This is a genomic window from Methanobacterium subterraneum (assembly GCF_002813695.1).
Taxonomy (GTDB): domain Archaea; phylum Methanobacteriota; class Methanobacteria; order Methanobacteriales; family Methanobacteriaceae; genus Methanobacterium; species Methanobacterium subterraneum.
This window is the reverse complement of record NZ_CP017768.1, coordinates 35,200-49,966: the sequence shown is the minus strand read 5'-3', so window position 1 is coordinate 49,966 and position 14,767 is coordinate 35,200. Positions and strand designations below refer to the sequence as shown.

Here is a 14,767-nt window from a genome sequence, read left to right as displayed (position 1 = left end):
ATGCCACATGTAGCCGAATGGAAAAAGGAAGAGGTTAAAGAGCTTAAAGACATGATCGAAAGCCATCCTGTAGTAGGAATGGCTGATCTTTCCGATATACCAGCTCCTCAGCTCCAGAAAATGCGTCAGAGCCTGCGCGGAAGTGCAAAGCTCAAGATGTCCAGGAAGACCCTGATGGATCTGGCCCTGAATGACTCGGGAAAATCCAATGTTGAAGTGCTTATAGATCATATGGATGGTCAACCAGCATTAATATTCACAGATATGAACCCTTTCAAGCTCTACAAAATCTTAGAGGGCAGTAAAACTCCGGCTCCTGCTAAAGCTGGGAGTATAGCCATTGCAGATATTGTAGTACCCAAAGGTGATACTGGTTTCATGCCTGGTCCCATACTGGGAGAACTGCAAAAAGTCGGTATCCCTGCCAAGATAGAAAAGGGTAAAATAGTTATAACTGAAGACAAAACCATAGTTGCAGAGGGAGAGGAAATCTCAAGGGATGTGGCCAGCATGTTAACCCGTCTGGACATCTACCCCATGGAAGTGGGAATCGACCTTAAAGCAGCTTATGAAGATGAAACAGTTTACACCTCTGACATCCTATTCATAGATGAGGAAGAAACCATATCTGACATTCAGAAAGCATACACCCGGGCACTGAACCTTTCAGTGAATGCCGTGGTGTTCAACAGTGCATCCACACCTGTTATCATATCCAAAGCAGCAGGAGAAGCACTGAATCTGGCTTTCAATGCAGAAGTTCTCACCTCCAAAACAACCGACCTCTTACTGGCCAAAGCCTACTCACAGATGCTGGCAGTGGCCTCTGAAGCATCAGCACAAAATGCGGAGTCTGTTGATGATGAACTTCGCGAGAAGTTAAATGCAACAGCCAGTGCAGCAGCAGCCCAACCAGCTGAAGAAGAAAAAGAGGAAGAAGAAGAGGAAGAAGAGGAAGAAGATAACGAAGAGGATGCGGCCGCTGGTTTAGGTGCTCTCTTCGGATAATCAGTCATCTGATTGACTTAATACATTGAATAAAACTCGAATTGAATTGAAAATCGATTCAAGTGGTTTGAAGTTAAAACGGATATAATTTGAGGTGATCTCATGGAATACATATACGCAGCAATGTTATTGCACACAGCAGGTCAGGAAGTTAATGAAGAAAGTGTAAAGAAAATCTTAGAAGCAGCAGGTTCAGATGCAGACGACGCAAGGGTAAAAGCATTAATTGCAGCCCTAGAAGACGTTGACATCGAAGAAGCTATGGAAAAAACTGCTGTAGCAGCAGCAGCCCCTGCAGCAGCAGCTCCAGCTGCAGCTGAAGAAGCTGAAGAAGAAGCTGAAGAAGAAGAAGACGAAGAAGAAGCTGAAGAAGAAGCTGCCGCCGGTCTCGGCGCACTCTTCGGATAAATTCTTTTCTAAGCCAATAGCCCCTTCGGGGCTTTGGCTTTTTAATATTTTTTTTACCACGCAAATAATACTTTAATCATTATTTATAATTATTTATTGATTAAACTTATATCCAATCAAAGGCAAACAAAGTTTATATTATAATATAAGCTTAAACGAGGGACATTTAACCATATTTATATCATACCTCCATTATTAAGTTTACAACAAAGTTTTTTAGAAATTATATTGATGATTACTATGTCTGTCCAGTTGGAAAAACTTGGTTACACCAAAAAAGTATGTAAAACCTGTGGTAATGATTTCTGGTCCATAGGTGAACGTGAAACTTGTGGCGATGCACCCTGTGATGAATACCAGTTCATTGGAAATCCAGCCACTAAAGAAAGCTATGATCTATTTTCCATACATGATCTTTTCATACGATTTTTCCAGGAAAGGGGTCACACACCCATCAGAAGATACCCCGTGCTGGCCAAACGCTGGAGAGATGATGTTTTCCTGGTTGGAGCATCCATCTACAATTTCCAGCCATGGGTAACCTCCGGACAGGTTAAACCCCCTGCCAACCCACTGGTAGTGGCCCAACCATCCATCCGATTAAACGACGTGGATAATGTGGGACGAACCGGCAGACACATGACCTGTTTCACCATGGGCGGACACCATGCATTTAATTCTGAAGACAACCAGGTATACTGGGAAGACGAAACCGTTAAACACTGCCACGATTTCATAACTCACCTGGGGATAGATGAAGAGGAGATCACCTTCATTGAATCCTGGTGGGAAGGTGGAGGTAACTCTGGGCCCTGCTATGAGGTTTGTGTAAGGGGGGTGGAACTGGCCACCCTGGTGTTCATACAGTACCGCACCCTACCTGGAGGGGAGAAGGAAGAGATACCCCTAAAGATCGTGGACACTGGTTATGGTTTGGAAAGATTCGCCTGGATAAGCCAGGGCACACCCACTGCCTATGATGCTTCATTCGGACCGGTCATAGAAGAATTACAGGAAATGGCTGGAGTAGAACTTAACCACCTGATACTGGGTGAAAACGCCCAGGTTGCCGGGATGATGGATATTGAAGACATCGCTGATCTAAAGGTTCTGCGCACCAAGGTGGCAGAGAGACTGGGAATCACATTGGAAGAGCTGAAAGAAGCAACTGAACCCATGGAAGCCATCTACGTCATTGCTGATCACACCCGCTGCCTGGCCTTTATGCTGGCCGATGGAGTCATACCATCCAATGTCAAAGAAGGTTATCTGGCCCGTTTAATCCTCAGGAGGACCATCCGTTTCATAAAAAAACTGGGGCTTAACCAGTCACTGGGAGACATCATGAACATTCAACTGAACTTCCTCTCCCAGACCTACCCCGAAATCCGCAACCACCAGGAACACATTCTTCGTGTCATCGAACTGGAAGAAAAACGATACCAGAAAACCATCAGAAAAGGACATCAGATGGTTAAAAAAAGTATCAAATACTTGAAAAAGGATAAAAAGGATGAAATGCCCCTGGACATGCTCATTAAACTGTATGATTCCCAGGGATTACCCCCGGATACTGTGGAAGAAGTGGCCCGGGAAATGGACTTCAACGTGAATGTACCAGATAACTTCTACACCCTGGTAGCAGCCGAACACTCAGAAGAAGCAGTGGAAGAGGAAACACCAGTTGAACTGGACTTTCCAGAAACCATCCTCACCTTCTATGATGAACCTCTGGAAACAGAATTCAAAGCCCGATACCTGGGATCATACCAGAACAATATCATACTGGATCAGACCCTCTTCTACCCGGAAGGAGGAGGACAACCCTCCGACATTGGACACATAGACACTGGGGAAGAGAAGATCAGGGTACTTCATTCCGAAAAACTGGATGGAGTCGTTTTGCACCGTGTGGAAGAAGGAAAATTGGAGAAACTTAAACATCGCACCGGATCAACACTTAAAGGGAAAATTGACTGGGAGCGTAGGATTGCTCTGGCCCGTAATCACACCGCCACCCACCTTCTGGTGGCAGCTGCCCGTAAAGTCTTAGGAGATCATATCTGGCAGGCTGGAGCACAGAAAGGTGTTAAAAAGTCCCGGATAGATCTATCCCATTATCAGCGCATCAGCCAAGAAGAACTCCATAAAATAGAAATTATAGCTAACCGCTGGGTGATGGAGAACATCCCCCTCAAAACCCAGTGGATGGACCGTACTGATGCTGAAAAGAAATATGGATTCATACTGTACCAGGGTGGAGTTGTGCCGGGAACAAGCATCAGGGTAGTTCAGATACATGGTGTGGATGTGCAGGCCTGTGCTGGAACACACTGCGACTACACAGGAGAAATCGGCCTGGTGAAAGTTAACCGAACCGAAAGGATACAGGACGGAGTGGAACGTCTGGAGTTTTCAGCTGGTGAAGCAGCAGTGGAGTCCATGCAGACCAACGATGTTCTGCTACATGACAGTGCTGCCGTGTTTAAGGTGGAAGCCAATCAGCTTCCCAAAACCAGTGAAAGGTTCTTCAGTGAATGGAAGGCCTTCAAAAATGATATTAAACGTTTGCAAAAAGAGGTGGCCAAACTTAAAACTGAATCCCTGGTTAATCAGACCGAAGAAATAAATTCACTGTCCTTCTTATCAGATAAGGTAGATGCAGAGATAGGTGAACTGGTTAAAATGGTAACCCAGCTTACTGATGATGGGGGAGTGGATCTGGTTGTTCTGGGTAATGGAGAGGGTAAAATTGCCGGTGCCGCATCATCTAAGGCAATAAAGAGAGATATCAAGATCAACGAGATCATCAAAGAAGCCGCTGCCATCATGGGTGGTGGGGGTGGTGGAAGACCTAACCTGGCACAGGGAGCAGGAAGCGATGCGGATAAGATCAATGACGCCCTGGAATTTGTACGTGCCACCGTCAAGGATAAAATGGCCCAGAAAAACCTTAATGGATTCGGATAATACCCTGAAAATTCAACCTAATCCAATTAAAGTATAATCAACACTAAACTCAGTTATATATCATAATTATCCAATTGCTTGGAATTAAGGGGAATCTAATTGAAAAAGAGCATCCAGGATATAAATCAGAAGATCAAGCAAGGTGAAGCCACCATCCTCACCGCAGAGGAAGTAACCCATCTGGTGATGGATGGTGAAGAACCTACTGTAAAAGACGTGGATGTGGTGACCACCGGCACCTGCGGTATAATGTCTGGAACAGCAGCCATATTCCACCTACCAGTTGCAGAACCCGGAACATTCAAAAAAGCCCATAAGATAACCCTAAACGGCGTTCCAGGATTCCCCGGACCCTGCCCCAATGAATGGTTAGGTTCAGTGGATCTCATGGTTTACGGAACTTCCCACAGCATAACTGACCCCCAGTACGGTGGAGGGTTCCTGTTCAAGGACCTTCTGCGTGGTGAAGAAATTGAAATAGTAGTGGAAGATATTGAGGGTAAAATTATCAAATCCAGTGTTTCAATGGATGAGTTTGGAACTGCTCAACTGATCGGAACCCGTTTTGCCTTTAAAAATTATACTGCATTCACCAATCCAGCATCAGAACCTGTTTCATCCATATTCAATGCAGTTGATATGGATGGGCCCTTTAAAGGAATTTCATTCTCAGGCTGCGGTGAACTCAACCCACTCCAGAATGACCCCCTATTAAATTCCATTGGTAAAGGTACCCGACTACTTATCAACAATTCAGAAGGATTGTTCATTAACGTCGGCACCAGAAGTAGTCCTCAAAAACCTAATATGATGATTACTGCAGATATGAAGGATATGGATCCCCATTATCTGGGTGGATTCCGTACCGGAGCCGGCCCAGAGGTTTATAACAGTGTGGCCACATCCATACCCATACTGGATGATGAAATCCTCCAAAAAACTTTCATCAAAAATGAGGACATAAGTCTTCCTGTTGCCGATATACGGGGTCGTCACAGTATCCTGAGCCAGACAAACTATGGAGTTTGGAGGGGTACTGATGAGCGACCAACCTATGAAAAGGAACTATGCCAAAAATGTACTACTTGTCTGGTTGAAAAAAGATGTCCCACCATGGCCTTCACTAACCATGAATTGAACACTATTCAGTGTTTCGGTTGTGGTATGTGTGCCTACTCCTGTCCCTTCGGCACCTTCCGGATGGAAAGGGGACAGGTCGTAATGGACTGGGAAGGTGGGGTGAAGGAGTTGGAAGTGAGCTGCCGACAATCGGATATTAAAAGGGCTCGTGAAATGGCTCGTGAACTTAAGAAGAGGATTGAAAATGGAACATTCCTACTTGACTCTTTTTAATCCTCCTATTAATTTTATTTGAGGAAAAATTTTTTATTAGATTAATAAATAGAATTTTTTAACCATCTCAATGTTTTTTTTACAATCCTAATGATTCCATAATATTTTCCAGAACGTTATCCCTATTTTCCCGGGTTAAACAGAAAATCATCACATCTTTCCTACTTTTAACCTTTAAAATAAATGGGTGATTGGAACGCTGATGAATAACTGCAATTACCAGTTTTTCACTTTCCATCACCCTCCAGACAGTTTGGGAGAAGTTACTACTTTTAAGTTCCATGGGTGCAATCTCATCAATCAATACGTAATCAGAGGTTTCCATGGCGTTTTCCAGGGAGTATATGCCTATTTCTTGGATGTCATTGAGACTAACCTTATATCTGCCCACCATCGGACCTGTGGTATTGTGTATGCTTGCCAGGATTCCTTTCTGACCGGATGCAATATCGATGATGTTGAAACCAGTTCTCCGACCATTTTCTCTTATTTCCGGACAATACATCCCCCCAATAGCATGTCCCTGATCCTGAATTTTCCGTTCTATCTGTTTCAAGATAGTGGTTTTGCCAATACCCGGTGGTCCGGTTATCAAAATATTCATAATATCACTGGAGGATATATTAATCTGAGTTTTAAAATGGTTTAACCTCGGTTAAATGGTTTAAAATTTGGTTAATGATATTTTAAGACTTCTAAGTCCAAATTAAAAAAAGAGTGTTTCAGGTGAGGAGATTCTGAATTTTCCCTGAAAAGAAAATGAATCCCATAACGAATCCTATGATCAGTGCCAGAACTAAAAAGAGGATGGCAGTTGTCAGTATTGAACTTTTTTTTTCCTCAGATCCATAATATGCATCTAGATCATACCCTCTTCTCACTGATTTGTTTTTCTGATGGTAATTTTCTTGATTAAATTTCCCTTTATAACCTTTACTTTTACCATATTTATTATCGTAACCCCTCTCCCTATCATATTTTTTATTATAACTCCTTTCAGAGTAATGCTTACTGTGATTAGTATCCCTACTAATATCTTGATTATGGTTTATATCCGCCACATTAGGATTAGGGTTATTATTAGGTTCAAATTCATTATCATACGCAGTTTCTGGATCATTTACCCCCTCATAATCCTTTTTTTGATGGTTTTCTTCATGAGGATCCTTATCATAATCATCCCAATTCTGGTATGGTTCCGGTTGATATGTGTCCCTGGAAAGGTTTTCCTCTTCCAAGTAGTAGGGTTCTGGTGAGCTTTCATCCCCTTGCAAGTATTCTCCCCTTAAATACTTCTTCTGCAGGGGTTTGTGGTTGGGATTAAATAGTTCCATCCCACACTTAGGACATTGACTCTCCCCTTTATCTATTCGAGCACCACAATTTTCACATATCATTTGATTAAACCCCAATTGAATCTCAATCATTACTCTTAATCTTAATTTGTATCACAGCAATCCTAAACTTCAACCATGACCTCATTTCTTCTAAAAAATCCGGGTACTGCGGGATTATTATATTGTGCCACTATGAAATTTGATTTCGGTTTGATATTATTTTTATTAAGCCATTCCTTTAACTCTACCATCTCTTCATTGGCTAACTTATGATTCACCCGGCCTTTGAACCTTAAAACAGCCATCTTCTGGTTACGTATTTCCTTAAATTTGATCCGCTCATCATCAGGAATAGGGAGTGTATCCAGGGTGTACTTGGAAGGCATGGTAAATGATATTCTATAAGTATGCTCCCCTGATTCCCCATTTACTGGGGCATACAGTGGAATATTTTCAGATTCATCATCTACTTCTTCAACAGCTTCCTCTGTAACCGGGGCAGTCATGGGAATTTTTTCAGAATTAGATATGTTTTCCCCCGATACTGGTGCAGTCATGGGTATTTTGGAACTTTTTTTATTCCCTCCAAAAATATAGGTTGCCAGTATGGAAAATCCCATACCAATGGCCTGATCATAATCTGCCACCACATCCACCTGGGCTAAGATATAACCCGGATATACTCTGATTTCAATGTCACCATCCTTACTTTCAACAGTATATGCTGGACTTTCAGTTATTCTAACAGGCCCCCTTCACTGTTTGATACTATAATCAGATTATTACTTTCTCTAAACTTACTTAAATGATTTTCCAGTGCAAATAAAGAAAAATATGTGGCAAAAGAAATTCTGATTGGGAAATGAAGTAATGTTGGATCATCACATAGATATCTGCTGTTCTATTTTCTTTAATTCCCACCCCCCACATGATTTAATAACATTACTGGATAAATATTATAGTAACAAAGGGGGGTTGATAATGGATAATGAAATGAGAAGGGAACTTATTGCCAAGTCTTCCATAAGTTTGAAGGGGTTGAGAAAACTTAACATTGGAGCAGGTGCACTGCACTTCATCCAGGGAATAATCATGATCGCCCTGGGTTTGTGGCTTACCTGGACCCAGAATATCTACACATTTTACATCAAATTTAATATAATATCAGTTAGACCCTTTGTAGCCGAGATCGTGCCAGATCCCACGGTGGCATATACTGTTGGTTACTTGGGAGTGATACTTTCTTCATTCCTGTTGATTTCAGCCATTGCCCATTTTACCATTGCCTTTGTAAAGACTAAAAATTACAATGATAATCTGATGAAGGGTATGAATCCCTACCGTTGGTATGAGTATTTCTTTTCCAGCTCCATCATGCTGGTTATAATCGCCACCTTCGTGGGAGTTTGGGATTTATGGTCCTTGGTAATGATCTTCGTCCTGAATGCCGTGATGATCATGTGCGGCTTTTTAATGGAAAAGATCAACTATTACACCAAAAAAACTGACTGGTCCGCATATCTACTTGGAGCCCTCGCTGGATTCACCCCATGGGTGGTCCTGGCTGCCTACTTCATAGCTGCTCTGGGATCCACTGAGACCAACCCGCCCACATTTGTTTACGCCATACTGGCCATCTACTTTATCATGTTCAACACATTCTCCATTAACATGGTACTGCAGTACAAGGGTGTTGGGAAATGGAAGGACTATCTCTACGGTGAAAGGGTGTACATCATCCTCAGTCTGATTGCCAAAACTGCACTGGCCTGGCTGGCGTTTGTGGGGGTTTTCGCACCATGAAAAAAATGTGAATTGGGAATAGTAATCTGGTGGATAATAAAACTAGATTACTAACCTATTTTTTTGAATTTAATCTAAAAAAATAATAAACGGTCAATTAAATGAGTATGTTGCAATATAAAAAGAAAATAATCATTATTACCCTTTTAATAATTATTTTTATTGGGGTAGGTGCCTTTACCTATTATGTTTCTGATTATTATCATGCAGATAGCCGGGCAATGGTTGCATTAAACTCAACCGACACTTACATTGTACAGAATACCGTTGATTTTATTACATTCACCCCCAACAGTAACCAGAGCACCACAGGGGTAATAATTTATCCCGGGGCCAAGGTACAAGCAGAATCTTACTCTGTAATAGCATCCCAACTAGCTAATAATGGTTATACTACTATAATTGTGAAAATGCCATTTAATTTAGCATTTTTTGGTACGAACAAAGCAGATGATGTAATCAAAAATTATCAGGAGATAAGTTCCTGGGTGATTGGTGGTCATTCGTTAGGTGGTGTTTTTGCATCCGATTATGCAGTGAATAATCCGGATAAAATTAATGGAGTCATTTATTTAGCGGCTTATCCCTCATCAAATGCATCAAACGCTACATTTAAAGCTCTGTCAATTAGAGGATCACTGGATGGGTTTACCCTGTCTGAGGATATTTCTGCTAATCTTGGTAAATTCCCGGTTAACACCACTTTCATCACCATTGAGGGTGGAAATCATTACAACTATGGGGATTACGGGATCCAGGCAGGAGATAACAACAGTACCATAACCCGAGAAGAGCAACAGAATCAGACCATTAAGGCCATACTTCAATTTCTCAAAACCATTTGATTTGTGGATAAACAATTATGAACAGCCAAAATCAACCCAATTTGAAAAATTTGACTAGAATTTGAAAATAATCTAGAGCTAATTAATTAAAATAAACTAAACTTGAAAATAATACATTTAATAAAGTGAATATTAGATTTATGGTATCACTCGCAAGTAATGTTCTTCATTGGTTCCAGCGTTGAACTCAATACTGCTCACCAGTTCCAACCAATCTTCAAATATTTCCCAGAGTACATCGTCTGCTGCGTAGATACAAAAAACTGTTTCATTCTCGTCTTCCATAACTACCCTTTCCACACCCGGGAAATCTTCCTTAATATCATTAAAAATGTCATCAGCCGAAACTGGTTTGTTACTTTCAATTTTTTCCATATAAATCCCCTAAAATATCCTTAGAAATATTATAAAATTGATTTCTTAAACATTAATGGTTTTAATTAATTTAAATTAAATTTATTTTATTTACTAATATAATCTTTTAATTTCAATTTAATATCTTAATACTATTATCTTCCATTTTATTAAACCATATGAAGGTAATGGAAATATAATGGAAATAGTAAGAATAATGGCAATAGTAAAAACAAAAATAATGGTATTAGTAAGATTAATACCAGTAGTAAAGGCAATTATATTCTAAATAAGATTTTTAAATCCTAAATCCTGAGCATGCTGAATCACTTCCCCTAATTCACTTTGAAGGAGATGTCGGGAGATTTCTCCATAATCGGATGCATGGTAAACTGGACGATACTGTCCCATAATAATTAAGCACTACCTCCAGCCCCAGATTTTCGGATATCCAATTTAAGATGGGTTTTGAACAACATTCCATATGGTTGGGTAGAACTAAATGGCGGATTATCATATCCCCTGCCTTCCAGGCCATCTGGTGATTACGACCCAAATAGTCCGGGATTCCAGAAAGTCTCTGGGCACATTCATTATTACCATATTTGAAATCCGTCAGATAAAGATCAGCAAATCCATCCAGAATATGCATGGCATCCAGGGAGAGGTACAAGTTACTGTTCCATACCACAGGTATGTTTTCCTTTACCAGTTGCATGGTGCGGATGACGTAGGGCAGATTGGGAGTGGGATCGCCCCCTACAAAATTTACATTCCGGGAGCCTTCACTTCTCCTTTTTCCAACGATCAAAGCCAGGTTTTCCTCACTTATGGGGATGCCCCGGTTTGGTTGCTGACTGATATCCCAGTTTTGACAGTAAACACAGTTGAAATTGCACCCTGCAAAAAAAACAGTATGGCTGGGGACCAATGGTGGTTCTTCACCCACATGCAGGAACTCTGATGCAATTAAAGGATCACCCACGCCACATCCACCCTTTTCATATCTTCTATCAACACCACACGCCTTTTCACAGAAATGACAGTATCTTGACACTCTCTCGGCGAGTTTCACCTTGAGATCCAAGTAGGAGAAGGAGGGTTTATAATTATTTATTTGAGTGGAGTTAATTTTAAGAGCATCTAGAACAGTATTAAACTCTTTATTGGCAGTAATTTTATTTAGTTGAGAATTTTCCTCATAAAATTTGTTGAAATCCTTTCTCAGAATTTCATGTTCAGCCCATATAACATCATCCTCATCACTATCCTCAACAGCCATCATAGAAGCTATTTTACACCTTGATAACTGCTGATTAGCCATCACAGCCATGTAGTTAGGGATAGCTGATTTTTTACTCCTTTCCATCATTTTCAACTAATTATAATCCAACTGGTTCATAAATTCTTATTAACCCTTTGTTGACTTATCCCTCTGGCACCGCTTATCATATAGTTGGTAAAATTAACTTACAAAACATTACCCAACAACCCGTAGACTGGACACATTAAGAGGAGGTACAACAAAAGGCCCTAACTGCCGTGTTTGCTGGGAAGCTGCCTTTGAATCCTTCAAAAGTGAAAAAATATTCCCTGAGAGCATGGCATTTTTAATTGGATAAACTAATTCCCCGTTTTCAATTTTAAAGGCGTTCATTGCTTCCACTGAAAAATCTCCAGATATGGGATTGGCAGTGTGCGCTCCCAGAACATCGGTAACCAACAGACCATCTTTTATTTCTGAAATTTCTTTAAAATCTTTAAAATTAACGATAAGATTTGACAAACTTACTGAAGGCATGTCGTTGAAGGAAGCCCGCATCCCATTACCCGTACTCTGTACATTTCCCTTGTTAGCAGTGTGTATGTCATACAAAAAGTTTCGTAAGATTCCATCTTCGATTATGGCTGTTTTCTGGGTGGGTGTTCCTTCTCCATCACATTGGGAAGAGTAAAGGCCTCCTTTGAGGGTCCCGTCATCATAGATGCTCAGGGAAGATGATGAAACCTTGGTATCCATTTTATCAAAGTAGATTGATCTTCCCCTCTGGACATTGTCACCATTTATTGCTTGGGAGAACGTTGAAAGAAGACCTGCTGCGGCATGGTGATCCATAATAACCTCCATGTCACCGGTTTGGACTGATTTACCTCCCCTGGAATTTAAAGCAATTTCACAGGCTTTATTGGCAACTTTCTCTGGATCTATGTCCAGTTTTCGGGATGAATCGGATTCACTGGCAGTGGAGACACCTTCCCCATCAGGAATGTTTACTGCTACGAAGCCCGAGAAATAGGTGGAAGTATCTTCACAGTTCACTCCCTCTGAGTTCATGATCAGAGTTTTAGCACATCCAGCAGAGACCCCACCGGATGTTGGCTGACATTTATTGTCGATAACTGTTCCAATCATTACTTTTCCCAGTTCAATGGTATTTTCCAGTTCTAGGGTATCAATTTTTTTATCAAAAACACCTTTAATTTGAGGGTATTTCGATTTAGATGCGAATGCAAAGTTTTCATCAACAAGATTGGACTGGGCATTGGAAACTGCCCGGGCAACTGTTTCTGTTATTCTTTCCGTTTGGGTGGTGTAGGCAAAACCCATTCTATCCCCACAGATAACCCGGATGCCCACACCCATAGAATAGGCTTCCTTGGCAAAGTCCACCTGGTCATTCTGTATGGTGGCATCCACATTTTCCGTGATTTCCAAATATATTTCAGCCTGATCAGCGCCTTTAAGAGCCTGATCCAGTGCCTGGTTGGCTAAATCTTTTATCATGATAAAAACCTCTCTAATGCCTCTTTAACTCCGTCTCCGTATGGTTTCTTTGTTACATAATCTGCAATGGCCTTTAGTTCAGGTTCTGCGTTGGCCACTGCCACTTTCACTCCCGCTACTTTAAGAAATTCCAGATCGTTTTCACTATCCCCCACTGCCAGGATCTCCTCAGGCAGTATACCCATATCTCCCGCCACTCGCACCAGGGAAGTTCCTTTGTTCACTGCAGGATCAGTGATGTGTAGTGCAAAATTGGTGTCGTATATTTTCACATCAAAATCTTTCAGGGCTTCTTTAACCGTCTTCACAGGAATGGTTCTGTAGAATGCAATTTCTGAAATCCTCTGATGGGAAAAATCAACTTTTTCAACGGGATGCTTAGTTAGTAAGAAATCATAGGCCTCTTTACACTTATGAATATCTCCAAGCACCATCCTACCCTTAGATGATTCTATAACTCCTCCGTTTTCTGCAACCAGCCCACCTGAAGTTCCAATGAATATAGAAAGGGTTTTGGTAACTGGTAGGATATTACCAGTCACGATGATAACTGTTATGCCCTTTTCTTCTGCTGCTCGGATTGATTCCATGGCACTGCAACATAACCTCCTCTTACCATCAGTTATGGTGCCATCAACATCTACTGCTACTGCTTTAATCAAGTTATTCCACCAGTTATTACATTATTTCCATAATTCCACAGTTAATACTTTATTGCCATTATTCCACAGTTAATAGATTCCTATAGGTAGATTAAATGGTTTAAAATGAACCATATCTATGGGCAATGTTACAGGTTCCTTCTTTACTAACCATGCATGCACCAATGGGGTTGGTGGGATTACATTCTTTTCTGAATAATTTACAGTCTTCTGGTCGGGACACTCCCCGGAGTATGGCTCCACAGATACAACCCGAAACTACCTCTGGGATACTGCCCACTTCAATGTCAAACTTCTCCCGAGCATTGAAATCACTGAATTCATCTTTTATATCCATAACTGAGTCCGGTATGGGTGGGAAGCCCCTCCATTCTTTAGTAGTGATGTAAAACACTTCTTCAAGAAGTTTTTGGGCTTTTATATTCCCTTCTTCCCTCACTGCTCGTTTATATTCGTTCTGAACAAATGCCTTACCCTCATCAAGCTGTTTAAGTATCAAATATACAGCTATTAAAACGTCCATGGGGTTGAAGCCCGTTACTACTTGGGGAATTCCGTATTTTTCTGAGAAAAGATCATAAGGTCTGTTCCCAATGATGGTTGAAACATGCCCCGGTTCTATGAGGGCATTAAGATTCACTTCACCCGATTCAATAAGGAATTTGAGAGCTGGGGGTATCATCCGGTGACAAGATAAGACTGAAAAGTTTTCTGGGGGGCCAGAAACTATCTCCGCGGCGGTGGTTGGTGCGGTGGTTTCAAATCCCGCTGCCATGAATACCACTTCATTATCAATGTTTTGAGCCAGTTCCACTGCATTATTCACACCATAAACGATCCGGACATCTGCTCCTTCTGCCTTTGCCTCTGCCAGGGATCCACTTCCACCCGGGACTCTTAACATGTCCCCAAAGGTTGCGATGGTTACTCCCTGCCGGGCTAGTTCCAGGCATTCTTCCACTTCACGTGCTGGTACGCAGCATACTGGACATCCTGGCCCAGCAACCACTTCTACCTCTGGAGGTAATAGGGTTCGGAGACCGTGCTGCATTATGGTATGTTCGTGTGATCCACATACGTGCATTATCTTTACGGGTTGGGCTATGTTTTCGATGCGTTTTACTATTTCCTTGGAGAGGTCTTTCATTGTGTTCATGAGTGACACCTGATACTCTTGATACCGACTATGAGTACGTATTAATCCATTTAAAAATGTTAATGGCTTTAAACAATATTATTTAC

At 41.4% G+C, this 14,767-nt stretch carries 14 protein-coding genes; 6 read left to right on the top strand and 8 right to left on the bottom strand.

Annotated elements, in window-relative coordinates; all coding sequences use genetic code 11:
* From BK009_RS00270 to BK009_RS00255, 4 genes are all read left to right on the top strand, one after another.
* Entirely contained in the window at positions 1-1,008 is a 1,008-nt protein-coding gene (locus BK009_RS00270) for a 50S ribosomal protein L10 (RefSeq protein ID WP_100907530.1), read from the top strand.
* A gap of 102 nt (positions 1,009-1,110) precedes the next feature.
* Complete coding sequence (rpl12p, locus tag BK009_RS00265; protein WP_100904723.1) at positions 1,111-1,416, top strand: 50S ribosomal protein P1; 306 nt, start codon at positions 1,111-1,113, stop codon at positions 1,414-1,416.
* 231 nt (positions 1,417-1,647) lie between these two features.
* Positions 1,648-4,386: an alanine--tRNA ligase gene (gene alaS / locus BK009_RS00260; protein ID WP_394340091.1), complete on the top strand. Its 2,739-nt coding sequence runs from the start codon at positions 1,648-1,650 to the stop codon at positions 4,384-4,386.
* A 99-nt stretch (positions 4,387-4,485) separates the two neighbouring features.
* Positions 4,486-5,739 (top strand): methanogenesis marker 16 metalloprotein, encoded by a 1,254-nt coding sequence (locus BK009_RS00255; protein WP_100907527.1) that lies wholly within the window; start codon positions 4,486-4,488, stop codon positions 5,737-5,739.
* A gap of 79 nt (positions 5,740-5,818) precedes the next feature.
* On the opposite strand, the gene BK009_RS00250 is transcribed toward BK009_RS00255, so the two are convergent.
* From BK009_RS00250 to BK009_RS00240, 3 genes are all read right to left on the bottom strand, one after another.
* On the bottom strand, positions 5,819-6,343 hold the full coding sequence (locus BK009_RS00250) for an NTPase (protein ID WP_100908745.1): 525 nt from the start codon (positions 6,341-6,343) through the stop codon (positions 5,819-5,821).
* Between the two features lie 118 nt (positions 6,344-6,461).
* The gene (locus BK009_RS00245; RefSeq protein ID WP_100907525.1) at positions 6,462-7,136 is read right to left on the bottom strand and encodes a zinc ribbon domain-containing protein; all 675 of its coding nucleotides are present in this window, start codon (positions 7,134-7,136) and stop codon (positions 6,462-6,464) included.
* Between the two features lie 62 nt (positions 7,137-7,198).
* Positions 7,199-7,816, bottom strand: coding sequence for an SOUL family heme-binding protein (locus BK009_RS00240; protein ID WP_100908744.1), 618 nt, complete (start codon positions 7,814-7,816; stop codon positions 7,199-7,201).
* Between the two features lie 241 nt (positions 7,817-8,057).
* On the opposite strand from BK009_RS00240, the gene heR reads away from it, so the two are divergent.
* Positions 8,058-8,879 (top strand): heliorhodopsin HeR, encoded by an 822-nt coding sequence (heR, locus tag BK009_RS00235; RefSeq protein ID WP_100908743.1) that lies wholly within the window; start codon positions 8,058-8,060, stop codon positions 8,877-8,879.
* Positions 8,880-8,980: 101 nt separating this feature from the next.
* A complete protein-coding gene (locus BK009_RS00230; RefSeq protein ID WP_100907523.1) occupies positions 8,981-9,724 on the top strand; it encodes an alpha/beta hydrolase in 744 nt (247 codons plus the stop codon).
* Between the two features lie 138 nt (positions 9,725-9,862).
* On the opposite strand, the gene BK009_RS00225 is transcribed toward BK009_RS00230, so the two are convergent.
* From BK009_RS00225 to hypD, 5 genes are all read right to left on the bottom strand, one after another.
* Entirely contained in the window at positions 9,863-10,099 is a 237-nt protein-coding gene (locus BK009_RS00225) for a hypothetical protein (protein ID WP_100907522.1), read from the bottom strand.
* Between the two features lie 319 nt (positions 10,100-10,418).
* Positions 10,419-11,447: a radical SAM protein gene (locus BK009_RS00220; protein WP_157809672.1), complete on the bottom strand. Its 1,029-nt coding sequence runs from the start codon at positions 11,445-11,447 to the stop codon at positions 10,419-10,421.
* Between the two features lie 111 nt (positions 11,448-11,558).
* Positions 11,559-12,863: a TldD/PmbA family protein gene (locus BK009_RS00215; RefSeq protein WP_100908741.1), complete on the bottom strand. Its 1,305-nt coding sequence runs from the start codon at positions 12,861-12,863 to the stop codon at positions 11,559-11,561.
* Complete coding sequence (locus BK009_RS00210) at positions 12,860-13,525, bottom strand: phosphoglycolate phosphatase (RefSeq protein ID WP_100907519.1); 666 nt, start codon at positions 13,523-13,525, stop codon at positions 12,860-12,862. The genes BK009_RS00215 and BK009_RS00210 overlap by 4 nt, the downstream gene beginning before the upstream one ends.
* Positions 13,526-13,625: 100 nt before the next feature.
* The gene (gene hypD / locus BK009_RS00205) at positions 13,626-14,672 is read right to left on the bottom strand and encodes a hydrogenase formation protein HypD (RefSeq protein ID WP_100907963.1); all 1,047 of its coding nucleotides are present in this window, start codon (positions 14,670-14,672) and stop codon (positions 13,626-13,628) included.
* Positions 14,673-14,767 lie beyond the last annotated feature (95 nt).